22 protein-coding genes are annotated in these 24050 nt (G+C 44.1%); 11 read left to right on the top strand and 11 right to left on the bottom strand.

Going from position 1 to position 24050, the window contains the following annotated elements:
- Positions 1-42 precede the first annotated feature (42 nt).
- Both B3D47_RS13580 and B3D47_RS13575 read right to left on the bottom strand, forming a co-directional pair.
- Entirely contained in the window at positions 43-489 is a 447-nt protein-coding gene (locus B3D47_RS13580) for a universal stress protein (RefSeq protein ID WP_004815649.1), read from the bottom strand.
- 123 nt (positions 490-612) lie between these two features.
- A complete protein-coding gene (locus B3D47_RS13575) occupies positions 613-1056 on the bottom strand; it encodes a universal stress protein (protein ID WP_004892860.1) in 444 nt (147 codons plus the stop codon).
- 267 nt (positions 1057-1323) lie between these two features.
- Here B3D47_RS13575 and B3D47_RS13570 point away from each other — a divergent pair, with 267 nt between their 5' ends.
- On the top strand, positions 1324-2349 hold the full coding sequence (locus B3D47_RS13570) for an alpha/beta hydrolase (RefSeq protein ID WP_286862497.1): 1026 nt from the start codon (positions 1324-1326) through the stop codon (positions 2347-2349).
- A gap of 10 nt (positions 2350-2359) precedes the next feature.
- Here the strand turns inward: B3D47_RS13570 and B3D47_RS13565 are convergent, their stop codons facing one another.
- The 4 genes from B3D47_RS13565 to B3D47_RS13550 form a co-directional block, all read right to left on the bottom strand.
- Positions 2360-3532: a benzoate/H(+) symporter BenE family transporter gene (locus B3D47_RS13565; protein ID WP_286862495.1), complete on the bottom strand. Its 1173-nt coding sequence runs from the start codon at positions 3530-3532 to the stop codon at positions 2360-2362.
- A gap of 124 nt (positions 3533-3656) precedes the next feature.
- The gene (gene leuE, locus B3D47_RS13560) at positions 3657-4307 is read right to left on the bottom strand and encodes a leucine efflux protein LeuE (RefSeq protein ID WP_180185098.1); all 651 of its coding nucleotides are present in this window, start codon (positions 4305-4307) and stop codon (positions 3657-3659) included.
- Positions 4308-4374: 67 nt separating this feature from the next.
- Complete coding sequence (gene tal / locus B3D47_RS13555; RefSeq protein WP_286862492.1) at positions 4375-5358, bottom strand: transaldolase; 984 nt, start codon at positions 5356-5358, stop codon at positions 4375-4377.
- A gap of 88 nt (positions 5359-5446) precedes the next feature.
- Positions 5447-6337, bottom strand: coding sequence for a LysR family transcriptional regulator (locus B3D47_RS13550; RefSeq protein ID WP_026056699.1), 891 nt, complete (start codon positions 6335-6337; stop codon positions 5447-5449).
- 98 nt (positions 6338-6435) lie between these two features.
- Between B3D47_RS13550 and aceI the strand changes: the two genes are divergently transcribed.
- Positions 6436-6867, top strand: a complete 432-nt coding sequence (gene aceI / locus B3D47_RS13545; RefSeq protein ID WP_286862489.1) for a chlorhexidine efflux PACE transporter AceI — start codon at positions 6436-6438, stop codon at positions 6865-6867.
- A 73-nt stretch (positions 6868-6940) separates the two neighbouring features.
- Here aceI and B3D47_RS13540 read toward each other — a convergent pair whose 3' ends face one another.
- Positions 6941-8455 carry an acetyl-CoA C-acetyltransferase gene (locus tag B3D47_RS13540; RefSeq protein WP_286862487.1) on the bottom strand — a complete coding sequence of 505 codons (1515 nt, stop codon included), beginning with the start codon at positions 8453-8455 and terminating at the stop codon, positions 6941-6943.
- Between the two features lie 240 nt (positions 8456-8695).
- Between B3D47_RS13540 and B3D47_RS13535 the strand changes: the two genes are divergently transcribed.
- The 5 genes from B3D47_RS13535 to dnaX all read left to right on the top strand — a co-directional run bounded on the left by B3D47_RS13535 (position 8696) and on the right by dnaX (position 15244).
- Positions 8696-10087 (top strand): 3-oxoacyl-ACP reductase, encoded by a 1392-nt coding sequence (locus B3D47_RS13535; RefSeq protein WP_071320065.1) that lies wholly within the window; start codon positions 8696-8698, stop codon positions 10085-10087.
- Between the two features lie 203 nt (positions 10088-10290).
- A complete protein-coding gene (locus tag B3D47_RS13530; RefSeq protein ID WP_163165770.1) occupies positions 10291-11145 on the top strand; it encodes a MaoC family dehydratase in 855 nt (284 codons plus the stop codon).
- 93 nt (positions 11146-11238) lie between these two features.
- The gene (locus B3D47_RS13525) at positions 11239-12489 is read left to right on the top strand and encodes a serine hydrolase domain-containing protein (protein ID WP_004892877.1); all 1251 of its coding nucleotides are present in this window, start codon (positions 11239-11241) and stop codon (positions 12487-12489) included.
- Between the two features lie 83 nt (positions 12490-12572).
- Entirely contained in the window at positions 12573-13022 is a 450-nt protein-coding gene (locus B3D47_RS13520) for a copper resistance protein NlpE N-terminal domain-containing protein (RefSeq protein ID WP_286862558.1), read from the top strand.
- Positions 13023-13150: 128 nt separating this feature from the next.
- Complete coding sequence (gene dnaX / locus B3D47_RS13515; RefSeq protein ID WP_286862482.1) at positions 13151-15244, top strand: DNA polymerase III subunit gamma/tau; 2094 nt, start codon at positions 13151-13153, stop codon at positions 15242-15244.
- 3 nt (positions 15245-15247) lie between these two features.
- Here the strand turns inward: dnaX and B3D47_RS13510 are convergent, their stop codons facing one another.
- Positions 15248-15697, bottom strand: coding sequence for an acyl-CoA thioesterase (locus B3D47_RS13510; RefSeq protein WP_180185105.1), 450 nt, complete (start codon positions 15695-15697; stop codon positions 15248-15250).
- A gap of 52 nt (positions 15698-15749) precedes the next feature.
- Entirely contained in the window at positions 15750-16910 is a 1161-nt protein-coding gene (locus tag B3D47_RS13505) for an iron-containing alcohol dehydrogenase (protein ID WP_005222457.1), read from the bottom strand.
- A gap of 116 nt (positions 16911-17026) precedes the next feature.
- On the opposite strand from B3D47_RS13505, the gene B3D47_RS13500 reads away from it, so the two are divergent.
- Genes B3D47_RS13500 through B3D47_RS13485 form a run of 4 tightly spaced genes read left to right on the top strand, consistent with a single transcriptional unit; the run spans position 17027 to position 20765 of the window.
- On the top strand, positions 17027-17539 hold the full coding sequence (locus B3D47_RS13500; RefSeq protein WP_004892888.1) for a low molecular weight protein-tyrosine-phosphatase: 513 nt from the start codon (positions 17027-17029) through the stop codon (positions 17537-17539).
- 3 nt (positions 17540-17542) lie between these two features.
- Positions 17543-18577, top strand: coding sequence for a UDP-N-acetylmuramate dehydrogenase (gene murB, locus B3D47_RS13495; protein WP_004815672.1), 1035 nt, complete (start codon positions 17543-17545; stop codon positions 18575-18577).
- A gap of 11 nt (positions 18578-18588) precedes the next feature.
- Positions 18589-19722, top strand: a complete 1134-nt coding sequence (locus B3D47_RS13490) for a YdcF family protein (protein ID WP_286862478.1) — start codon at positions 18589-18591, stop codon at positions 19720-19722.
- Positions 19722-20765: an alpha/beta hydrolase gene (locus B3D47_RS13485; protein WP_286862475.1), complete on the top strand. Its 1044-nt coding sequence runs from the start codon at positions 19722-19724 to the stop codon at positions 20763-20765. The genes B3D47_RS13490 and B3D47_RS13485 overlap by 1 nt, the downstream gene beginning before the upstream one ends.
- A 62-nt stretch (positions 20766-20827) precedes the next feature.
- On the opposite strand, the gene B3D47_RS13480 is transcribed toward B3D47_RS13485, so the two are convergent.
- A complete protein-coding gene (locus B3D47_RS13480) occupies positions 20828-22498 on the bottom strand; it encodes an FMN-binding glutamate synthase family protein (protein WP_286862474.1) in 1671 nt (556 codons plus the stop codon).
- Positions 22499-22958: 460 nt separating this feature from the next.
- A complete protein-coding gene (locus B3D47_RS13475) occupies positions 22959-23960 on the bottom strand; it encodes a helix-turn-helix transcriptional regulator (RefSeq protein WP_180185108.1) in 1002 nt (333 codons plus the stop codon).
- Positions 23961-24050: the final 90 nt, after the last annotated feature.

The raw sequence follows: 24050 nt of genomic DNA, 5'->3' as shown, positions 1-24050 counted from the left end.
AAAGCCTGTCATTAAGACAGGCTTTTTGATGAGCAAGGGTATTTATTCTTTGACAATTAGTATTGGAGTTTCAGCCAAGCCGAGTACATTTTGTGCCACGCTGCCTAAAATCAGTTTTTGTAATCCTTTACGCCCATGTGAACCCATCACAATCAAATCTACAGGTAATTCATGACTGGTCTGCAGAATGCCTTCCGAGGGTGACATGCCGTGTAGAATCCGAATATCCAGATCTATACCTTCACGCGTAAAGGTATGTTTTAGATCATTAAGCCTATCCAGTGCATTTTGCTCGGCCTGCATAAAATAATCGGTGACAGCTGGGGCAACCTTATAAAAATCTACTCCAGAAAAAGGATCAACTGCAATGACGCTGATTAAGGTCACTTTGCTGCCAAAAACTTTTGCAATATCGAGCGCATGTTCTGCAGCCGCATAAGAGATAGGCGATTCATCAATTGCGACCAGGATATGTTGATAATGCTTCATAAAAATTCCTGATAATGATGCACGCTTGGAAACAGGATACAGCTGTAGCTGGCGTGATGAATAATAGCAGTGCTTTAAAGCATGATTTATTGTCATGCGCATCAAGGGATGCGCAGAACCAGATTATTTTTTAATGATCAGCACTGGAGTTTCCGACACACCCAGAACATCTTGTGCAAAGCTGCCCAGAATGATCTTCTGGAAGCCTTTACGACCATGTGAACCCATCACAATCAAATCTGCACCAGTTTCTTCTGCAGTATTTGCGACATGCTCGGCATTGACCAAACCAGTCACAATATGTGTTTCGGCTTCCACACCTTCCTCTTGGGCAATGATGCTTGCTTGTTTCAATGCTTTTTTGGCATTGGCATGTGCTTCAACAAAATATTCTTTCATAATGGCAGAGCTATAGTAGAAATCTGCCTCAGTAAAAGGATTTTCTGCAATCAGACTCACGAGTGTCAGTCTGCTACCAAAAGCTTTCGCAATTTTTGCAGCATGACGTACTGCTGAAAAGGAAATTTCTGAACCGTCCACAGGGACTAAAATATGTTGATAGGCCATCTTATTTATACTCCGGTTTCGTTTTTGTCTTGCTTTAAACTATTGATAGCACAGTGACGGAGGGGGTTCAATTGCAAAATATAAAAAAATCTGAAAATTCATTAAATTACAGTGATATATTTACAAAAAACTGTAGACTGATTGGCAGATAAAACAGACTGGAATACCCGGATTTTAAGCAGGTTTGCTCAATCTCTATTAAGCTGGTTGGGTTAAAATATATAGAACGTTGAAACTTGGAAAATTATTAGTGGAAATATTCAAGATATGGTGAATACACATATAGTTAAAGCTGGAAAAGGGTTATTAGGCTTAATCTTTTTATGTGGGTTATATGGCTGTCAGAGTACGGCACAGAACAGTAAAATTATTGCCACTGCTTTTAATATGACGACAGCTGTACAGCAGAAAATCATGGATCGTTATGCACCGGATGATGTCATTGTGCAGCAAAATATTCTCTATGATTCTGATCGGCGGTTGGGTTTGGACTTATACCAGCCACAAAATATGACTCAACTAGAACAACGCCCAACAGTGATCTGGATTCATGGCGGTGGCTGGATTTCCGGATCTCGGGAACATGCACGGGGTTATTTTAAACTGCTGGCATCAAAAGGTTATAACGTGGTGTCTGTGCAATATCAGCTTGCTCCTCGGTCAACTTATCCAAGCCAGCTACAGCAAATTAATATGGCATTAGCTTATCTCCAGACGCATGCTTCTCAATACAAGATTGATCCAGATCAGCTTTATCTGGCTGGCGATTCTGCCGGTGCCAATCTCGCCAGTCATTATGCGGCCTTGTTAACCAATCCGGTTTTTGCCCGCAACTCTGACTTTGTGTCATCAATCCAGCCTGCACAGCTTAAAGGGCTGATTCTACACTGTGGCATTTATGACCTGAACGCGTTTGTGGATACGGCACCAGAAAAAATCAAACTGATTGAATGGGGAGTTCATAATATGGTGCAGGCCTATACAGGTGATCGCCGGCATGATGCGGATTTCCTGAAAAAGATCTCACCTATTCAGCACATTACTCCAAATTATCCACCTGTGCTAATCAGTGGTGGAAACAAGGACTTTCTCACAGAAACACAGTCCTATCCATTTGTGCAAGTCTTGAAAGCGAATCAGGTGCCGGTAAAGGAGATCTTTTATCCAGAATCAAAAACATGGCTGATCCATGAATATCAGTTTTATATGGGGAAAAAAGAAAGCCAGCAGACCTTTGAACAGACACTTCAATTTCTGCAATCACCTACTGATATGTTATCCACCCCTAATTGAGATAAAGATCTTAATAAGTTTTACGCCATTTAAAGAACAAATGTACCACCAGGCCAAACAATAGTCCCCAGAATGCTGAACCGATGCCTAGGAATTGCACTCCTGAAGCACTAAACAGGAAGGTTAATAATGCCGCCTCGCGTTCATCCATGTGGCTGAAAGCAAGTGTAATGTTATGTCCAATGGTGCCAAACAGAGCAATCCCTGCCAGTGCAGTAATAAACACGGTGGGGAAAGCTAAAAGAATACTGGTCAGTGTGGCTGCAAATAAGCCCATGAGGATATAGAAGAAACCACAGCTCATACCAGCGATATAACGTTTCTTGCTATCCGGGTGGGCCTGATCATCGAGGCTGATCGCTGCGCTAATCGCTGCAATATTGACGGCGAAACAGCCAAAAGGAGCCAGTAAGGTTTGAGCAGTGCCAGTCCAGCCAATCAGCTGATTAACATGTGGCGTATAACCATAACTTTTAATCATTGCCAAGCCTGGTAAATATTGCGATGCCATATTAATAACAAAGAGTGGCAAGGCCAGACCAAGAATCGCAGTCCAGGAGAATTCAGGGCTCACCCAGACTGGATGAGCTAGTGACCAATGCAGGCTCGGTGGATTAAAGTCCAGAAATATGGGACATAGGGCGACACCAGCAATCACGGTAACCACAATGCTATAACGGGGCGATAGCCGCTTGGCAATGATATAGGCAGCCAGTAGACACAGGATAAAGCCCAGCTCATGTTGCAAGCTGGCAAACAGACCAATCCCGAATTTAAGTAAGACTCCTGCCAGCATTGCGCTGGTTAGACTTTGCGGAATCGCATGCAGAACTTTCTCAAAAATACCTAAAAACCCCAATACGGCAGTGACAAAGCCGCACACCAGAAAAGCGCCCAAAGCTTCAGGCAGGCTATAGCCTGTGCCGGTTGCCAGGATTAAGGCCAGACCTGCGGTTGACCAAGAGGTTGCTACTGGATATTTAAACTTCCAGGAAAGAATAAGCCCGCAAAGACCAATTCCGATCCCTAGGGCCCAGAACCATGAAGTAATTTCAGCTGTGTTCGCGCCTAAGAGCTGTGCAGCCTGAATTACCAGCACAGAGGAAACGCTGATCCCAACTAAAAAAGTAATAAAACCGGCAAATACTGCGGGTAGGGAGAAGTCTTGAAGGAATTTTTGCATATCCGTTGCAGAGATAATCGGTATGAGTGAAAAGTGCACTTATGATACGCGCTTCACTAATGCTGTTAAAGGCAAAAACAACCTAAATCACGTAGGGTTATAAGTTGTTGGGACATCATGCATTTCATAAAGTTGAAGTCGCAAGTTTTAGCCCAAAGCCACAAAACAGGATTGCCACACTGGCTACACAAAGTGAAGTCAGACGGTAACGATGCCCAAAAAATTGAGCCAGCGTAGCACCTGAAAAAATCAGAATACTGAGATAAGACATGCTGATGATCTGCAAAATAATTGCCAGAATCGTAAAAGTCAGTGCAGGGTATGAATAGGATGGATCAACAAACTGCACAAAGAAAGACAGATAAAACAGAATCGCTTTGGGATTCAGAATGCTGATGGTCATCGCGGTACGGAAGGGATGTAATTGCTCCAGATTCTGCTCGGCTTGCTGGATCTGTGCATTGCTATGTATGGTATTCCAGGTGTGGTAAGCCGCAATCAACAATTTAATACCCAGATAGCTCAGATACACCGCACCAATAATTTTCAGAATAGTAAACAGGACCGGAAAAGCATGCAGTAAAGATGCTGCACCGAGGGCGGTCAGGAAAATTAAAACCATATCTCCAGCATAGACACCGAATGCGGCCCTATATCCGGTTTTAATCCCGTAGCGAGAAGCTACCGACATGACGTAGAGGGAATTTGGTCCGGGTAACATCACAATTAACGCTGTTCCAATGATAAAGGTCGTTAAATCAGTGATACCAAACACGCAAAATCCACATACAAAAAAGCCGATGCGGCATTATACCTGCATCGGCTTATAGCTGAATTAAGATTTAAGCCTTAATTTCTGAACCTGTTGTAAAACTTTGGCTTAACAGGGTAGATAGCTGTTCACGTGCTTTAATAAAGCCCTGAATACCCGCTTCCAGTAACTGGGAAGCCATTGGATCTTGTTCTAGCTGCTGTTTAAAGTCTTCCTGGCTAATTGGAGTTAAAGTCCCTTGCTTTGGAACATGGTCCGAAGACAACTGCGGCTCAACAACACGGTTATCCTGTTCAAGCTGATCGAGCAGGTTTGGTGCAACAGTTAACAGGTCGCATCCAGTCAGACCCAGCACCTGATCAATACTACGGAAGCTGGCACCCATCACTTCAGTCTGTATACCGTGTGATTTGTAGAAGTTATAAATACTTTTTACCGATAACACACCTGGATCTTTTTCAATCGGATACTGATCTACACCTTCAGCCTTTTTGTACCAGTCCAGAATACGGCCAACGAATGGCGAAATCAGAGTAACTTTGGCATCTGCACAGGCATGTGCCTGATGCTGACCAAAGAGCAGGGTCAGGTTGGTATGAATGCCTTCGGCTTCCAGCGCACGTGCGGCCTGAATACCTTCCCAGGTCGATGCGATTTTGATCAGGATACGATCTGAAGAAACGCCGTACTGTGCGTACAGTGCCAGTAATTCTTTGGCTTTGGCAATCGTCGCTTCAGTATCATAAGACAGGGAGGCGTCTACTTCAGTGGAAACACGGCCTTCAATCAGTTTAAGAATTTCCACACCAAATTTAACCGTAAGAATGTCAATAGTACGTTCAATCAGTTCATTACCCACATAACCTTCGGTTTTAGCCTGCGCATAGGCGTCTGCAATCAGAGCTTTGTTTTCAGCCTGATTGGCTGCAGTAGTAATCAGTGAAGGATTGGTGGTTGCATCGAGTGGATGGAATTTTTCAATCGCAGCTAAATCGCTGCTGTCCGCAACAATGGTGGTGAATTGTTTTAGTTGGTTTAACGCACTTTGTGTCATTTGGATCTAGTTCTTAGGTTATTGCTTATGCATTCTGTTATATCACAAAGTGCTTATTTCCCAAGTGTTCACCGACTATTTTCAGTAACTAATCTGTATTTTTGCGTTGATTTCTGATGTGATTAATCAAAAAATGTGCAGCCTGACCGAGTTTTGTTTCACGACTCCAGACCAGATCGACAAAATAATCAAACTTTGGGGTGAAATCATACAGATCCAGAATATGCAGTTGTTCCTGAATATGTGGATGTTCATGCAGCATTTCCATCGGTAAAATCCCCCAGCCTAGACTCTGTTTAATCAGTCGATAGGCAGAGTGATGGTTATCGGTACGCCAATAGTTTCTGGAAAATAACAGTTCTGGCTTGATCTGATGATCACGGCTGGCGACTACAATCTGGCGACTATTCAGAATCTGCTCATAGCTGACCTGATCAAGCTGACTTAAAGCATGGGATTTCGCGGCAACGGCAACCAGCGTTTCTTTTTTCAGTTCTACAAACTGCTCCCGGGTCTCCAGTTGCTCTCGTTCAAACATCAGTGCGAGTTGGGCAGCACCTTCAAATAGCAGTCGGTGAGCATCTTCTTGCGGGGCAGAAAATACATTGATTTGTAAATCCGGAAACTGCTGTTCCAGTAAGACTACATAATCAGTCCAGCGCGTGTGTAGGAGCTCAGATACGATGACAATATTCAGTTCGGATTCTAGCCCTGAGCTTAATGCTTGAGCATGTTGCTTCCACTGATTCATTTCTACCAACAGTTGTTCAGTCTTTTCATACAGCACTTGAGCTGCTGTTGTAGGCTGTGGCTCACGGCCAATCCGTTTAAAAAGCTGTAAATCCAGATCAATTTCCATATTGGCAATGGCCATACTCACCGCGGAGGGCACTTTGCCAAGCTTGCGTGCGGCTGCCGAGAAGGAGCCAGTCTCTATCACTGCTTTAAACAGCATTAATTGTTCCTGATTAATATTCATATTTTAATCTGTCAATATTTTTGAAAGATTCTAACTCGAATAATCAAATAATAGGAAATAAACTAGGCACTATTATTAAGCTATTTGAGTAAGCAGAGATGTTAATTTCAAGCAGAAGGATAGTGCATGCGCTGAGCTATGAGATCATTCTGTTGGTCATCATTGCCATTACCCTGAGTTATATCTTTCAGTTGCCAATGGAAGTGACCGGAACTTTAGGTGTTGCCATGGCAGTCACATCCGTAGTCTGGAATATGCTGTTTAACCATTATTTTGAAAAGATCGAGGCGAAACATCAGCTAAAAAGAACCATTAAGGTGCGTATTGCGCATGCTATCGGTTTTGAAGGTGGCTTGATGCTGGCGACCATTCCGATGGTGGCATATGCCTTAGAGATGAGCTTGTGGCAGGCAATTTTGACAGATCTGAGTTTAACGCTATGTATTCTGGTCTATACCTTTATTTTCCAGTGGTGCTATGACCAGATTGAGATCAAAATGGGAATTCGCACTGAATATGCTAAAAGTTGATGTGTGTTAAAGCATTGCGTGACTAATAAAAAAGCACCTCACTTGAGGTGCTTTTTTAAATCAGCTGTAAAGATTATTTTTCAATAATCGCAGTTACACCTTGACCGCCAGCCGCACAGATCGACACCAGTACACGACCTGAACCTTTCTGGTTTAATAGTTTCGCAGCAGTCGCGATGATACGGCCACCTGTCGCAGCAAATGGGTGACCCGCTGCCAGTGAAGAGCCTTTTACATTCAGTTTGGCACGGTCGATTGAACCCAATGGTGCATCCAGGCCTAAACGCTCTTTACAAAATTTCGGATCTTCCCACGCTTTTAAGGTTGAAAGTACTTGCGATGCAAATGCTTCGTGGATTTCATAGTAGTCGAAGTCTTGAAGTTTCAGACCAGTACGCTCCAGCATACGTGGAACGGCATAAGCAGGTGCCATCAACAGGCCTTCTTTCTTCTCTACAAAATCAACTGCCGCAGTTTCCTGGAAAGTTAAGTAAGCCAGTACTTCATGACCATTGGCTTTCGCCCATTCTTCAGACGCTAGCAGTACACAAGATGCGCCATCCGTCAGCGGAGTAGAGTTACCCGCAGTCATGGTACGTGCATCGCCCTTACCGAAAGCAGGTTTCAATTTTGCCAGTTTTTCAACTGAAGAATCTGGACGCAGGTTATTGTCACGCTCAAGACCTAGGAATGGTGTGATCAGGTCATCAAAGAAACCTTCTTCGTATGCTGCTGCCATTTTCTGGTGTGAAGATGCAGCCAGTTCATCCTGTGCTTCACGAGAAATGCCCCATTCCAGTGTTGTGATTGCCTGATGGTCGCCCATAGACAGGCCAGTACGTGGCTCACCATTTTTCGGTGCATCCATCAGGTCTTTCACATTGATTTTGGTTAAAGCTTTCAAACGATCTTTTGCTGTTCTAGCAATGTTCAGTTCAAGTAACGCTTTACGTAAACCATCACCAAATGCGATTGGCGCGTCAGAGGTAGTATCTACACCACCAGCCACACCGACTTCGATTTGACCTAATGCAATTTTATTGGCAACCAGGAATGCAGCTTGCAGACCAGTACCACATGCCTGCTGAATGTCATAAGCCGGAGTTTCAGGTGCAAGGGCAGTGTTCAGTACGCATTCACGAGTCATGTTAAAGTCACGGCTATGTTTCAATACTGCACCAGCAACGACTTCACCCAGGCGTTGACCTTGTAAATTAAAACGTTCAATCAGGCCATTCAGGGCTGCGGTGAACATATCAGTATTGGATGCCGTAAAGTAAGCACCGTTAGAACGTGCAAATGGAATGCGGTTACCACCGATAATAGCAACGCGGCGAACTGTATTTTGGCTCATGTCTTGGTCCTGTTGAACAGAAATCTGTGTTTTTGGTGTTAAGGTTTTATTGCTTGAAGTCGTATTTTCCGCACGATTAGACGCAGCACGGGGGCGCGTGGTTTTCGTCGGACTTTTTTCTGCAGACGTTGCGCTCGTCGTTTTGCTTGTGCGCTTGCGTGCTGTTGATGGTTTTGACACGCTTTCGGCTACAGGATTCTCGACCGCTGGATTTTCTTGAGTTGTTTTGCTCATAAGGCTTTACCAGGCAAATTGATCATCTTCTTGGTCGCTACATTAGCATAGAAGGCTATAGGCTGAATTGACTAGAATGACATTACAGAGTGCGCTTAGGTCAAGTCATCTGTTTATTATCTCAAGTATTATTGACCGGAATCTGATGGATCTATTGAATTATAAGTATCTGACATCATATTGAAGTTAAAGCATAACTTTAGATCGATCAAAAATTAATTTGTATGAGAGATAATAATCATGACTGACCAGTACCAAGCGTTCGCAAAATCTCCTATTGGTAAATTTGTCATTAAAAACCTAGGTCTTCCATCCCCAACCTTCCTTGAGCGCTATGACTCTGCAACTCCTGTAGTCAAAGGCGCCGTTTTAGTAGGTGCTGCACCTGGCAGTACTTTGACTGGTTCAATTGCACAGGTTTTGGCAAATATTCATGCCAATAGCTATGCGGGAAATAATGCTGAACTGCAACAGGCTGCTGCACAAGCGGGTCTGAACCTGGGTGCATTTAACCAGGGCGACAAAGAATCAAAATTTAAAGTAGCAATTTTTGATGCGTCTGGTATTCAGAATTCGGACGATTTAAAAGCGCTGTATGATTTCTTTAATCCAATCGCGCGTCAAATCCAGGCATCTGGTCGTGTGGTGATTGTAGGAACAACTCCTGAATCAGCAACTTCAGTGAAGCAGGCAATTGCACAACGTGCGCTTGAAGGTTTTGTAAAATCAGTTGGTAAAGAATTCAAGAAAGGCATCGCAGCGAACCTGATCTATGTGGACAATGGGGCTGAAGCAAATCTCGAGTCTGCACTGCGCTTTGCGATTTCTCCACGTTCTGCCTATGTGTCTGGTCAGGTGATTCGCGTATCTCAAGCAGCGACTCAAGATGTAGACTGGACTAAACCTTTGGCAGGCAAGACAGCTGTAGTCACAGGTGCTAGCCGTGGTATTGGTGAAGCGATTGCTCATGTACTGGCACGTGATGGTGCACATGTGATCTGTCTGGACGTTCCGCAACAGCAAGCAGATCTTGACCGTGTAGCAGGTGAGATCGGTGGTTCTACCTTGGCAATTGATATTACTGCAGCTGATGCTGGTGAAAAAATCAAAGTGGCGGCAGCTGCGCAGGGCGGTTTAGATATTATCGTGCATAATGCCGGTATTACCCGTGACAAGACTTTGGCAAACATGAAGCCTGAGCTTTGGGATCTGGTAATTAACATCAACCTGTCAGCGATTGAACGCGTTAATGATTACCTGTTGAATAATGATGGTCTGAACGCTAACGGCCGTATTATCTGTGTATCTTCAATCTCTGGTATTGCAGGTAATCTGGGGCAAACTAACTATGCAGCTTCTAAGGCAGGTGTAGTCGGTATTGTGAAATATACAGCTCCAACTTTAAGCAATGGTATTACCATTAACGCCGTTGCTCCTGGTTTTATTGAAACTCAAATGACTGCTGCAATTCCTTTCGCAATTCGTGAAGCTGGCCGCCGTATGAATTCAATGAGTCAAGGTGGTTTACCAGTCGATGTCGCTGAAACGATTGCAATGTTCGCTTCAACTGCATCTACAGGCTTGAATGGCAACGTGGTTCGTGTCTGTGGTCAGAGCCTGTTAGGGGCTTAATTCTTTCTGAAAAGTTCTTTTCTCTCTCTACGTTAACCCGTAGAGTAGATCAAGAATTTCCTCTCCTCGTAGGAGAGAGGTAGGGAAAGGTTAAATAAATTAAATAGAAGGCAGGATGAGATATTACCCTTATCCCAGCCTTCTCCCAAAGGGAGAAGGGGCTTTCAATCCAAATTGAAATAAAAATATTCCAAAGGTTCAGTATGCATACTCGCCATTTTAATCAACTTCCAAAGCCGTATCTTGCTTATCCAAAAATCATTCAGGGCATCATTTCAAAAAAGCCAAAGGGTGAAAAGGTCCTGCCGCAAGTTGAATACGTGGTAGATTCATTCAAGGTCGATCAAAAGCATTTAAAAGCTTACAACGCCGTCTGTGGTTTTAAGAACAATGGTTATATCCCGGCGATCTATCTGGCAGTACTTTCACAAAGCCTGCAAATGCATATGATGACCTCGGAAGCTTTCCCATTCCCAATTTTAGGATTGGTGCATATCCGCAATCAGGTCAAGCAATACCGTAAAGTGGGTGTGAATGAACAGCTGACTTTATCTTGCACGTTCGGTGAGTTGCAGCCACATGACAAAGGCGTACAGTTTGATTTCATTACTACAGTGAAAGTCGGTAATGATGTCGTGGTTGAAGCATTAACCACTTATTTGTCCCGTCAAAAAACTGATGCAAAAGCATCTGCAAAAACCATAGAAAGCAAAATACCGAATTATGAAGTGAATGCTGAATGGGACATTTCTGAAAATACTGGTCGTCGCTATGCCATGTCTTCAGGTGACTTTAACCTGATTCACATTCATGCACTAACAGCTAAAGCTTTCGGTTTTAAACAGGCGATTGCCCATGGTATGTGGAGTAAGGCAAGAGCGTTGGCCAGCCTGACCCTGCCAGATGCCTATGAAGCGGATGTGTGGTTTAAGCTACCGATGTACTTGCCATCTAAAGTGCAGTTCACGACTGCGAAATCAGGCAATGATACTGAATTCCTGATCCGTAATGCGAAAAGCCAGAAACCGCATGTTTCAGGTAGCATCAAAGCTTTATAATGATCTAAAAAGCCTAAACTTGATTTAGGCTTTTTTTATTTCAGCCTGTATAAATATTAGATCTCATTTGAAACATGTATCAAGGAAGGACGCATGAAACCGATTAAACAATATCTATCTGCCAGTACCGAAAACTATCTAGGTTATGTTGATCCTCGCTTTCAGGATCTGGCCGTGCAGTTTAGTCGTTTTCAGGATGCACGTGCCGAACAGGGGGGTGCTGCACTGGTGGTTTATCATCAGGGTGAAAAAGTCCTGGATATTTATACCGGCAAAAAATCTGAACAGGAACTGTGGCAACCGGATACGCTGTCAGTGTGTTATTCCACTGGCAAAGGTGTCTTAGCGACCTTGGCACATATCCTGGTCAGTCATGGACTGATCAGCTATGACACACCTGTAGCAGAATACTGGCCAGAGTTTGCCCAGCAAGACAAAGACCAGATCACGCTGGCACATATACTCAGCCATCAAAGTGGTTTGTATGATATTCGCAATATCATCGAGGATGCCCGGGAAATGGTGGACTGGTCGCATATACTGCAACGCGTTGCCGCAGCCAGACCACGTTTTGCTTTAGGAACGGATGCAGCTTATCAGCCACTCACTTTTGGCTGGCAGGTCGGTGGAGCATTGGAAAAAGCGACTGGCAAAACACTTGCTGAGTTGATGGAGCAATATCTGGTGCAACCATTACAGCTAGATGGTGCTTACTTTGGTGTGCCTGAGCATGAATTGCTACGTGTTGCTCGTCCGATTCACCGGAAAAAAGAACAGACTCGGTCACGCGCAGATCAAACTCATCAACCAAGGAAGCCTAATCTGATGGAACGCGCCTTAGAGCTGAGTGGTCAAAATCCGCAGGATTTTCAGGATGCCATGATTCCTAAAGGTATGAAGCATCTCAACTTCTTTAGTGACGAAGGGCTTAAAGCCATTATTCCAGCAGCAACTGGGGTATTTACTGCTCAGAGTCTGGCAAAAGTCTATGCCATGCTGGCACAACAAGGCCAATGGCAGGGACAAGACCTTATTTCCCAACAGACTTTTACACGTTTAAGTACGGTGCAATATACCCATCGTGACCGGATTATGCCGTTTCCGATGCATTGGCGTCTAGGCTATCACCGCATCCTGACCTTAGGAAAATCAACAAAAGGCTTTGGTCATGTCGGTTTTAATGGCTCTGGAGCCTGGTGTGATCCGGAACGTAAACTGAGTTTTGCTTATACCCATAATTTTCCTACTGCTTCCATTACTGGAGATTACCGTCTGTGGGGCTTAACTCAGGAAGCCTTACGTTGCGCTGATCAGATCCAGACCGGACGTAAGGGCTGGTTTTGAGATTCCCGACAAATTAATACAATTTACCTCACGGTATTCACTATGGTATGTTGCCGCATAATCAACATGCTGAATCTAAAGTCATGAAGAAAGTTATTTTGATTCCAATCGTGGCAACGGCGGCACTATGGGGTTGTCAGGATACCAAACAGGATAAAGCCCAAACTGCAATTGAAGCTCAGGCGATGCAAATGGCCTGGGCGGGTGAATATCAGGGCACAACACCGTGTATGGGATGTTTGTCCAGTTGTGAAGATTGTCCGGGAATGGCTGTAAAACTTCGACTAAATGAAGATGAAACCTTTGTGCTGGCACGTGAGAGTCTGAGCGGTCATAATGAGATTGAAACGATTAGCGGTAAAATCCGTTTTCAGGATGACAGTCGACAGAAGATTGAATTGCTCAACGTCGCTAAACGAAATTTACTGTTTGTTGATCTGGAAAGGGGTTTACTCGAAATTCGTGAAGATCAAACAGGCAAACGCTATCAGATGCAAAGTGATTTTATTTTAGCTGAAAGCCTAAATTCTTGATAAAAGTTTTTGTTTTATATCCCTTTTTTTATCTGAATAGAAAAGGGATTTTTATTTATTCAATTCCTGCATTTATTTCACTATTTATCAAAAAAACAGTATGCTTAGACCTGTAAAAAGGAGCATACATGTATCAGGTACTTGCACGAAAATATCGTCCTCGTAATTTCAATGAATTGGTGGGTCAAAACCATGTTTCTCGTGCCTTAACCAGTGCGCTCGAACGCGGTCGTCTGCATCATGCCTATTTGTTTACGGGCACGCGCGGTGTGGGTAAAACGACGATTGCACGTATTCTTGCAAAATGCCTGAACTGTGAAACAGGTGTAACTTCAACGCCGTGTGAGGTCTGCCCAACCTGTACTGCCGTGAATGAAGGCCGCTTTATTGACCTGATCGAGATCGATGCAGCTTCCCGTACAAAAGTTGAAGATACACGTGAACTGTTAGATAACGTTCCCTATGCACCGACTCAAGGGCGCTTCAAGGTCTATCTGATCGATGAAGTGCACATGCTCTCCACCCATTCTTTCAATGCCTTGTTAAAGACGCTGGAAGAACCACCTGAACATGTGAAGTTCCTGTTTGCAACCACAGATCCGCAAAAACTTCCGATTACGGTTATTTCGCGCTGTTTACAGTTTACTTTACGTCCATTAGCAGTCGATGAAATTACTGATCACCTGGGGCATATTTTACAAAAAGAAAGTATTCAGGCTGACCAGGATGCAATCTGGCAAATTGCTGAATCTGCACAAGGTTCATTGCGTGATGCACTGTCGCTGACCGATCAGGCCATTGCTTATGGTCAGGGCGCAATTCAGCATCAGGACGTAAAAGAGATGCTGGGTCTGATTGACCGCACCATTATCTATGACCTGATTTTGGCGATTCACCAGAATCAGAAAGCACGTGTCAGTGAACTTTTATTTCAGTTCCGGCAGCAGGCATTAGATGTATCTTTAGTACTAGATCAGCTGATTTCGACCTTACATGAACTGGCACTTTTACAATATTTGCCAGATTTAAGTCTGAAATATAGTGCTGAAATTAACCAGAAAATCATGCAGCTCTCAGGACTGATTTCAGCACAAGATCTGCAGCTGTATTATCAAATTGCCTGTAAGGGTCGTGCTGATCTGCAAATGGCAGTAACGCAGGAGCAGGGTTTTGAAATGACGGTGCTGCGCTTGCTGGCTTTCCGTCCATTACAGCCAAATGAGATTCCAGCCAATACTGTACCAGTAAAACAAGTGGCACCTGTAGCTGCACAGCCAAGTATTGTACCCCAACAGGAAAGTGCTCCAGTTGCACCACCGGTGATCGAAGATTTTCCATTAGATGATGGTTATGAGGATGAGCCAGAATATAGCTCAGCCACTGCGCAGTCTGAATCATCTTCTGATGATTTTCTCGATGTGGAAGATGAACCAGATTTACATACTGCGCCTGTCGAAGCACAGGCAGCAGAACCTACGACAGTTAAGCAACCAAGTCCGGATCAGATTATGTTTGATCCAAGTGTGGAAGATGGACTGTTTGGTTTTGATGATGTGCCGGCAGAGTCATCTATAGCAAGCACAGAAGCCAGTAGTGATGATTTCCTGTTAGAAGAATATCTTCCTGAAAATCGTACTGCTGCGCCTGTAGAACAGAATGAGCCTGAATTCAGTTTGTCTGCAGCAACACCTGAAACAAAAAATGTTGAAAATATTGAAGTTTATTCTCAAGCAGAGCCTATAGCTCCGACAGAAGTTGTACATATCCAGACAGCAAATACAGATATTTCAACAGATCGTAATCTGATGCCACAGGATATCCTGCAAATTCCGGTACAGGACATGCAGGGTGAATGGACTGTAGAAAAATGGGAATTCTGGTTCCGCAATAGCCAGCTTTCACCAGCGGTACAGGAGCTGGCACAGTACGGTATTATGACCGGGCAGATTGATGGAGAATCAGTTTTTCATATTCCGGAGCGTTACCAGCAATTACTCGGTCAGTTGCAACATACCCTAGAAGAAGCTTTAAAACAGCAATGGACAGGTACGCAATTCAAGGTGAAGTTTGAAGATGTCAATGAACTGACACCTTATACCATGCAGCGTGAACGTAAAGTGCGTGCATTTAAACGCGCTGAGGAATTGCTACATGCAGAGCCCGCTGTGAAAGATCTGGTACAAAACTTCGATGCAGAATTGAAAAACATTCAGCTGAAATAAGTTCTAGATTTCACAGCTATTGTGCATAAATGGACATAGGGCATCTCGCATTTTATTTGAAATCGGGGTACTTTTTCGTGTATGACGATCGACAAAAACATGTACAAAACTGCCTTGGGCAGCAGCCTGGTCGTTGCCTTGCTTAAAAATAGCCAGGTCATAAGTCAGGGAAGAGCCTCCTAGCTTGGCGATATTGACACCAACTTCAATCACTTCAGGATAAGACAGTTCCTGATTGAACTGACAGCAGGAATTCACCACCAAACCGATATTCGGAGACGTTCGTGGGTCAAAACCGGCATGCTGGATCAGCAGGGCATTGGCTGCGGTATCAAAATAGCTGTAATAGGTGACATTATTGACATGACCATATAAATCATTGTCCGCCCAGCGGGTCTGGATGCTGAGGAAAAAAGTATATTGCTCACGGGTTTTGACAGGTGCTTTGCTCATGAATCATTTCTTATAAAAATTGAGATTAATTTAAGCTTCTAATTGGTAAACATTAGGCATAAATCGCCTGATAGATCTGTAAAGCATCCTCTACAGTCATATCACGTGGGTTGTTTTGCAGTAGTCGAGTCTGTTTCATGGCATCTTCAGCCAGCATCATTAACATATGCTCAGGAATATCCAGCTGAGCAAGTTTTAAAGGTAAACCACTGCGTTGCAGATGATTATTAAAATGATCAATAAACAGATCAGTTAAGCCATCATGACAGCCTTTACTGTGGGGATCGAGCCAGGTCATTAGTTCGGCATATTTCTGTTTGGCAGCAGGGGCATTAAACTTCAGTACTTCTGTCAGCACAATCGCATTGCTATGCCCATGGGACAGATGAAAATGCCCGCCAAGTGGATAAGCCAGTGCATGTACCGCACCAACAGGTGCGTTGGCAAAAGCCTGACCAGCCAGCATGGAACCGACCAGCATATTCTGGCGTGCTTCCAGGTCATCTCCATTATCCAGAACACGAGTCAGATTGTTGTTCAGGAGCTTTAATGCCTGTTTGGCCAGCATATCCGAATAGGGATTTTTCTTGATTTTCGATGTATACGCTTCTATGGCATGCACCATCGCATCAATGCCAGTCGCTGCCGTAATATGTTTAGGTAAACCACGGGTAAAGCTGGCATCCAGAATTGCAATATCAGCAAACAGCAAAGGCGAAACAATTCCGGTTTTGGTGGTTTCACCTGTGGTCACAATTGAAATGGGGGTGACTTCCGAACCGGTTCCTGCCGTAGTCGGAATCAGGATCAGTGGTAGACGTGGGCCTTCAACTTGATCGATACCATAGAGTTCATTCAGGCATTGGGTTTGCTGTGGATGGCTCAAGACCGCAATAATCTTGGCCACATCCAGTGAACTGCCACCACCAAAACCAATCACCACATCGATCTGTTCCTGACGGGCGAAAGAAATGGCATCCGCTATGATATGTTCTGGTGGATCTGCTTGCACATCGGCATAGATGGCATAATCCAGACCTGCTTCATTGATAATGTATAAAACTTCCTCATGCAGATTCTGCGCAATCATGCCTTGATCGGTCACCAGTAGCACGCGGACATATTTGCCTTTCTGTAGAATTTGGTGCAGCTCACGAATCGTGCCAAGTCCGGCAATGATGTTGGGAACAGTCTGAAATTGAAATCTTTGCATGGCTGCTTCCTTAATTTTTATCCAAATTCATATTATTGTGGCGTTGTGATATAGGATTCACTATACAAATAACTTAACATAAGAATCCTGAAAATAAAGTAGTGCTGAGGTTGTTTATGTCATCCAGAACGCCATTTAAGGTGTTATGTGTTTGTCTGGGAAATATTTGTCGTTCTCCCACGGCAGAGGTGGTCCTCAGACATTATTGCGATGTACATAATCTCAATATCATGATTGATTCGGCGGGAACCAGTAATTATCACCCGGGTAAAGCGCCTGATCTGCGCAGTCAGGAACATGCCTTAAAGCGGGGTTATGATCTGTCTGCATTGCGTGCCCGTCAGCTGACTCTACAGGATTTCCTTGATTTTGATCTGATGCTCGCGATGGATGAAGACAATCTTAGGGATATTCTTGCACTTCAGAAACGTGCTCAACAACAACTTGGCCAATTACGTGCTGAAGTCGCCCTGATGAGTGAATATGATTCTGACTATCCAAAACAGGCAGTACCCGATCCTTATTATGGCGGTGCTGAGGGTTTTGAACGTGTACTCAATCAGTGTGAATCCAGCAGTCTTGCGTGGATCGATGTCTTTAAAATGCAACAAAAAGAGCTTAAGGTTTAAGTCATGCAAATCCAAACACAGGTTCAACTTAAACCTTTTAATACTCTCAGTCTGGATGCAATTGCATCACATTACTGCAAAATTCAATCAAATGATGATCTGATTCAGGCTCTGGATTTTGCCAAACAGCAACAGCTGAATGTTCTGATTCTGTCTGGTGGTAGCAATATGCTTTTACCGGAACAGATTCATGCACTGGTATTGCATATGGACATTCAGGGCATTGAACTGCTGGATGCGGATGATCAGGTGCAACGCCTTCGTGTTGGAGCAGGCCAGAGTTGGCATGATTTTGTATTATGGACCACACAGCAAGACTTTTATGGCCTGCAAAATCTGGCTTTAATTCCAGGTCTTGTTGGTGCTTCGCCAGTACAAAATATTGGTGCCTATGGGGTAGAGGTCGGGGAATTTATTGAAAGCGTTGAAGTCTATGATCGTGAAAATCACAGTTTTAGCTCAATCAAAGCAGCAGATTGTGACTTCGCCTACCGTCATAGTATCTTTAAAGATCATCCGGGCCGTTACATCATTACCCATGTCATCTTCCGTCTGTTGAAACAGCCGGAGCTTAAACTCAATTATGGTGACCTGAAAACAGCAGTGGGTGAGGAACAGACGCCAGAAAATCTGGAGCGCCAAGTGATTCAGATTCGTCAGAGCAAATTGCCTGATCCTAAAGAATATCCAAATGTGGGTAGTTTCTTTAAAAATCCAGTAGTTGATTTACAATTCTTTGACCAAATTGCTCAACAATTTCCGAATTTACCTCATTATCCACAGCCAAATAATCAAGTTAAAATGGCAGCCGGCTGGTTGATTGACCAAAGCGGATGGAAAGGTAAACAGCTGGGTTCAGTCGGTATGTTCCATAAGCAGGCGCTGGTGCTGGTGAATTATGCCAATGCCTCGCTCAAGGACGTGCGTGCAACCTACCAGGCCGTACAGGCGGACGTTCAGGAAAAATTTGGTGTTCTGCTTGAACCGGAGCCAGTTTTATTTGCTGAAAATGGCATGATCCGCTCACATCAGGATTAAAGGATAAATAGATGGATAAAGCACACTGGATGGTTCGAATAGTTCAAGTAGTCTCAGTACTATTTGTGCTGTGCGCACTGTTCGTAGTCTTTCTTTATTCGCCGTTTTATTCACATCTGGTGGTCAAAGGACTGAACTATTTTGTTCCGGTCGAGGTCAATCAGATCGCGGCTGCAAGCCAGAAACAGGCCTCCTTAAGTGTCAATGAAACACTGGAGCCAGGTTCTGAGTTATGGATTGCACGCCAGGCCTATCTCAAGGTGATGGAAGAAGATATTTCCAAAAATCAGTCACAGAACCTGTCACTGATTCAGGCACGCTATAAAGCTTTACAGCAGTTACTTGAAGATGAACGTGAAGCTGAGGCAGAAAAATCTGAACAGCAGAAAGTTCAGGTACCATTGCTGGTGACTGAAACAGAAGCAGCTGATGTAGTAGAACCAGATGATCTGACTGAATTGTTAAGCTTGAGCAGTGATGAAAATGCTGCCCAGATGGGACAGTTTATAGAATTCCTGAAAAGCTATGATGTTGAACAGCATCAGCAAAATATTGCGCAAATGACCAATGTGGAATTTGCCGAAGACCTCGCAACTTTAAATCATGACCAAACTCAGCCAGTGCAGGATGAGATGTCCAAACCTTATGCTATTGTGGTCTTGGGCGGCGGTTTGACCCTGCATGAAAATGGTAAAGATATTATCGTCAATGACTATACTCGTCTGCGCCTGGAAAAAACCCTGGAAACCGAAAAACAGTATGATCTGCCGATTGTTTTGAGTGGAGTAGAAGCACCGTATATGCAACGCTGGTTACAAGCCTATGATGTGGATGCCAAACTGCTTGAAGACCGCAGTATGAATACCTGTGAGAATTCCCGTTTCAGCTCATTGCTGTTACAGAAGAAGGGTGGAGCCCCTACGGTGATCCTGATCACGGACCGCTATCATATGCCGCGTACACGCCGTCTGTTCGCACTTAACGGTATTCAGACCATTCCGGTGGAAGCGCCAATGCCAAATTCACTTACTACATGGCGTCCAAGTGTTAAAAACTATGATCATAGCCGACGGGCTAACTATGAACTCTTAGCAACACTTCGGGATGTGTGGTTTGGATCAAGTGACTGTCGGGAGGTACCTTAATGTCAGATATCCCATTTTTAAACCCGACAATTCTCAAACAGCTGGAATTACCAGTCCCCAACCGGGATATTACGCCACAGCTGTTGCAACCATTAAATCTGAATCGGGACATGCAGTCTACGCTGGAATTACAGGCTTACCGGAAACTGTATGGTTTTGACCTGCTCAATGCGAAACACTGGCAAGGTTATGTGCAAATGCCATTGTTTAAATTGCATGTGCAAGTCTTTGAGCCGGATCTGACCGAAAGCCGTTTTGATAAAATTCAGGGAACGGTGTTTCTGTTGCATGGCTATCTGGAACATAGCGGGATCTATCAGCCAATTGTCAAAGAGCTACTGGAAGAAGGGTTTAGTGTACTCACCTTTGATTTGCCGGGGCACGGCCTGAGTAATGGTTCATCGGCCAATATTCAGAACTTTGACCATTACCAGCAAGTATTGCATGCAGTACACCGTTATGTGCGTCATGCATCGCAGTTGCCAAAACCATGGTTAGGTATCGGACAAAGTACTGGTGGTGCAATCTGGATGCATCATTTGCTGGAGTTTGCAGAACGTCGTGAAAATCCATTTGTAGATCGCGTACTGCTACTTTCACCACTGATTCGTCCAGCTAAAACGGCATGGTGGCATAACTCTGTAGGTCTCGGGATTATTCGCCGGATTAAGCGTGAAGTACCACGCCATTTCAGACGTAATAACCATAACCCTGAATTCCTGCGCTTTGTGCGTTTAAAAGATCCATTACAACCCCGTATGATGGGCATGGACTGGATTCTGGCGATGTCACGCTGGATGCAGCAGATGGAAGACCGGCCAGCTTGCCGTATTCCGGTATGGCTGGCGCAGGGGGCGCAGGATCAGACGGTGGATTGGCGTTATAACATCGAATTTATTCGGCGTAAATTCCGCCTGCAGACGTTGTTGATGTTAGAGGAAGGTTCGCATCAGCTGATTAATGAGCGAGCTGATATTCGTGCGGCACTGACCGGTCTGATTCCTGCCTTTCTGCATGCGCAGGGGGGTCGAACTTATTATTAAGTTCAGATGATGAATAGTAGATAAGGCGATTCTAAAGAATCGCCTTTTTCATTTAGATATATTTAAAATTTTTCTGCAGTTGCGATATTCCACATACGATAATAAAAGTTTTCTTCATCACGATTTTCACAGTGAAGGAGCTCATTTTCTTTCATCCAGAAGTGCAATTGTGCATAGTTTTTAATCTCATGGCTGTTGATGCGTTGAGCCAGCTGATGAGGTTTAATACCAGATGGATGACAAACACCAGCAGAAGCAATCATTTCGGAGAGGGCTTTAAGGGTGCTTTTATGATAATTATAGACCCGTTCCGCCTTGCTTGGCACATGTAGCGCCTTTTGGCGGCTCTTATCCTGAGTAGTGACACCAACCGGACACTGGTTGGTATGACAACTTTGTGCTTGAATACAGCCAATAGCAAACATAAAACCACGTGCTGAATTGACCCAGTCTGCACCAATGGCGATCGTACTGGCGATATCGAATGCACTAATGATCTTGCCGCTTGCACCAATTTTGATCTGTTTGCGTAATCCTGCACCCACTAATGTGTTATGAACGAACAATAAGCCTTCACGCAGGGGAACGCCAATATTATCAATCATCTCAATCGGTGCTGCACCTGTACCGCCTTCTGAACCATCGACCACAATAAAGTCCGGCAGGATTTTGGTATGCAGCATCGCTTTGACGATACTCATAAATTGCCAGGGCTGCCCCAGACATAGCTTAAAGCCAACCGGTTTGCCACCAGACAGCTCACGTAATTGCTGAATGAATTCCATCATTTCAATTGGTGTGCCAAACGCAGGATGACTGGCTGGTGAAACACAGTCATGTTCGCGGCTAACTCCGCGAATCTCCGCAATTTCCTCAGAAATCTTGGCTTTTGGAAGAATCCCACCATGTCCTGGTTTCGCACCTTGAGACAACTTGATTTCAATCATTTTCACTTGTGGAATTTTGGCTTTCTCCGCAAATTTGACCGGATCAAACTGGCCGTCCAGTGTACGACAACCAAAGTAAGCACTACCAATTTCCCAAACCAGGTCTCCGCCATTTTCCAGATGATAAGGGCTAATACTGCCTTCACCCGTATCATGGTAGAAATTGCCCATTTTGGCACCCAGATTAAGCGCGCGGATGGCATTGGCACTCATACTGCCAAAACTCATGGCGGAGATATTCATGATTGAAGCACTATAAGGCTGCTTGCATTGTTCATTGCCAATCGTAATCCTGAAAGTTGCTGGATCTGCGGGTGGGCAAGGGATAATCGAATGCGTGACAAACTTATAGTCATGGTTATAGACATCGATAATCGAACCAAAAGGTTTGTCAGAATTTTCATTTTTGGCACGTTGATAAACCAGACTGCGTTGCATACGGGAAAAAGGCAGGGCATCCTGATCGGCTTCAATAAAGTACTGGCGAATTTCAGGACGGAACTCTTCAAAGAGGAAGCGGAAATGACCCATAATCGGATAGTTCCTGAGAATAGAATGCCGTTGTTGCAGTACATCATAGAGCCCCACCACACTCAGGACAGCGCTAATAATCCACAGCGTATTGACCAGCGTTTGAGGCATGAAATAGTAAATATAGCGGGGCGAATAGCCGATATGAAAGCCGGTAAATACCAACGCAATAAAGATACAAAGGAACCAGATGGAATAGCGTGAAAAGAAGGTATTTAGCAGTTTATGCCGGACAAGTTGAGCTGGATTTGCCATAAAATCTTGATTCCCTGTTGTTCTTATCAGACCTTCAGATTTTCAAGGCTTGGCGGTTTTATACAAGAACAAAATTGTTATTGGATTTTATAGGTTTAACTTGGAAAGATAGTTTAGATTAAAAATTAACCCGAATAGATATGTTTAGCAGGAAAAATCCTATGGAAAAAATCTGCAAAAGGCATCGCTTCTTCTTATTTTACATGTAGGCAGAGCAGGCTTAAAGTGATTTTATCTAGTAGAGAAGGAGAAGGTATGACGAAGAAATCAATCCGGTTCAATACTGCAGAGCTGGCGTGCTCATGTATGTAATGACCTTAACTATGAAACTTCCTTACTGCATATATCTGGGGGAACAACACAGATATATGCAGGATCAGCAGCCGATTAATCAGAACAATGACAAAAACAATATAAAAAATTATGAGTCCCGGGAATGGGGCTTTTTTTTATGTCTGTTTTATGCTTCGTCTTCTTGATATACGGCTCGGGAAACGTGCTCAGGTTCAATTTTTTGAATCTTGTTACCAAAGCTGCGTAGCCACCATACCAGCTGTGAAGTAAAAGGTACCGTTGCACTAATGAGAGCCATACCATGATCAAGTTTTTCAATCTGTTGATCGCGGCTGAGCTGGCTTTCTTCAAAATAGTGTGCATCTGCTTCAGGCATGTGCAGCTTCAGCATGACATTTTCAGTAGGCTGGTCAAAGTTGACCCGGAAGCCCAAAGCACCGGATTCAATATATTCATCAATATCAAAGTTCACCGGATGCAGGGCACGCGTATTTAAAACATTCGCAGATTTAAAGCGATGCAGGGCAAAGGTCTGAATATCGGATTTGTCATGCCGGGTACATACCAGATAAATGATCGAACCTTTTTGTACCAATGCCAGTGGGTTGAGAATATAGGTTTTTTCTTCACTATTTTGCCCGCGACCCTGATAGATACATTCCAGCTGCTTATCCTGTAACAGCCCTTCATAAACCGCCTGTTGTGCCTGACGGTCTACGACAGGCGGAATCAGCGGCTGAGTCGCAGGAACGATACGGACCCGGTTAATCCATTGTCGTACATTGTTCTGGGTTGACAGGCTGCGACGTGCCAGATCAAACCAGGGATTCATTTCCTCAATCAGACTGGGTGGTAACAGATGTTTGAGGTGTTCCTCAACCATCATAAACGTCACTGCTTGTGAACTGGTCATGTGCGGCAGACTTTGAATCGGTGCATCGGAACGCCAACGCCAGCCCTGTGGAATAGTCTTGCTGCTTTCAATGGGAAAACGCTGCGCAATCTGATTCAGGTCACGCTGAATAGTGCGCAAACTGATTTCCACACCTTCACGTTCCAGGATTTCCTGCAATTCGCGAGTGCCCATCCATTTCCCGGTCGTCAGGCGCGATAAAATCTGCCATTGGCGATAAAGGCTATTCGAAGTTTCTTTTTCTTGTGCGGTCATAAGCTGAAATCAAGATCTGCAAATTGAGAAAAAATCATTAACACAATAAAAAATCTCTATTTTTTTCGCAAGTATTTTAAGTAATCGAGA

The organism is Acinetobacter sp. UBA3461 (assembly GCF_002381195.1).
Classification (GTDB): Bacteria; Pseudomonadota; Gammaproteobacteria; order Pseudomonadales; family Moraxellaceae; genus Acinetobacter; species Acinetobacter schindleri.
The sequence above is the reverse complement of the archived record's forward strand: the minus strand, read 5'-3'. Positions and strand labels throughout refer to the sequence as shown.

Bases quoted from the DNA above. Each gene is read 5' to 3' on its own strand.
- B3D47_RS13525 (WP_004892877.1), top strand. From the start codon at position 11,239: ATGAAACCGATTAAACAATATCTATCTGCCAGTACCGAAAACTATCTA.
- B3D47_RS13520 (WP_286862558.1), top strand. From the start codon at position 12,573: ATGAAGAAAGTTATTTTGATTCCAATCGTGGCAACGGCGGCACTATGG.
- B3D47_RS13485 (WP_286862475.1), top strand. From the start codon at position 19,722: ATGTCAGATATCCCATTTTTAAACCCGACAATTCTCAAACAGCTGGAA.
- B3D47_RS13505 (WP_005222457.1), bottom strand. From the start codon at position 16,910: ATGCAAAGATTTCAATTTCAGACTGTTCCCAACATCATTGCCGGACTT.
- B3D47_RS13535 (WP_071320065.1), top strand. From the start codon at position 8,696: ATGACTGACCAGTACCAAGCGTTCGCAAAATCTCCTATTGGTAAATTT.
- B3D47_RS13530 (WP_163165770.1), top strand. From the start codon at position 10,291: ATGCATACTCGCCATTTTAATCAACTTCCAAAGCCGTATCTTGCTTAT.
- B3D47_RS13580 (WP_004815649.1), bottom strand. From the start codon at position 489: ATGAAGCATTATCAACATATCCTGGTCGCAATTGATGAATCGCCTATC.
- B3D47_RS13490 (WP_286862478.1), top strand. From the start codon at position 18,589: ATGGATAAAGCACACTGGATGGTTCGAATAGTTCAAGTAGTCTCAGTA.
- murB (WP_004815672.1), top strand. From the start codon at position 17,543: ATGCAAATCCAAACACAGGTTCAACTTAAACCTTTTAATACTCTCAGT.
- B3D47_RS13500 (WP_004892888.1), top strand. From the start codon at position 17,027: ATGTCATCCAGAACGCCATTTAAGGTGTTATGTGTTTGTCTGGGAAAT.
- dnaX (WP_286862482.1), top strand. From the start codon at position 13,151: ATGTATCAGGTACTTGCACGAAAATATCGTCCTCGTAATTTCAATGAA.
- B3D47_RS13480 (WP_286862474.1), bottom strand. From the start codon at position 22,498: ATGGCAAATCCAGCTCAACTTGTCCGGCATAAACTGCTAAATACCTTC.
- B3D47_RS13550 (WP_026056699.1), bottom strand. From the start codon at position 6,337: ATGAATATTAATCAGGAACAATTAATGCTGTTTAAAGCAGTGATAGAG.
- B3D47_RS13475 (WP_180185108.1), bottom strand. From the start codon at position 23,960: ATGACCGCACAAGAAAAAGAAACTTCGAATAGCCTTTATCGCCAATGG.
- B3D47_RS13575 (WP_004892860.1), bottom strand. From the start codon at position 1,056: ATGGCCTATCAACATATTTTAGTCCCTGTGGACGGTTCAGAAATTTCC.
- B3D47_RS13565 (WP_286862495.1), bottom strand. From the start codon at position 3,532: ATGCAAAAATTCCTTCAAGACTTCTCCCTACCCGCAGTATTTGCCGGT.
- B3D47_RS13570 (WP_286862497.1), top strand. From the start codon at position 1,324: ATGGTGAATACACATATAGTTAAAGCTGGAAAAGGGTTATTAGGCTTA.
- B3D47_RS13510 (WP_180185105.1), bottom strand. From the start codon at position 15,697: ATGAGCAAAGCACCTGTCAAAACCCGTGAGCAATATACTTTTTTCCTC.
- tal (WP_286862492.1), bottom strand. From the start codon at position 5,358: ATGACACAAAGTGCGTTAAACCAACTAAAACAATTCACCACCATTGTT.
- B3D47_RS13540 (WP_286862487.1), bottom strand. From the start codon at position 8,455: ATGAGCAAAACAACTCAAGAAAATCCAGCGGTCGAGAATCCTGTAGCC.
- aceI (WP_286862489.1), top strand. From the start codon at position 6,436: ATGTTAATTTCAAGCAGAAGGATAGTGCATGCGCTGAGCTATGAGATC.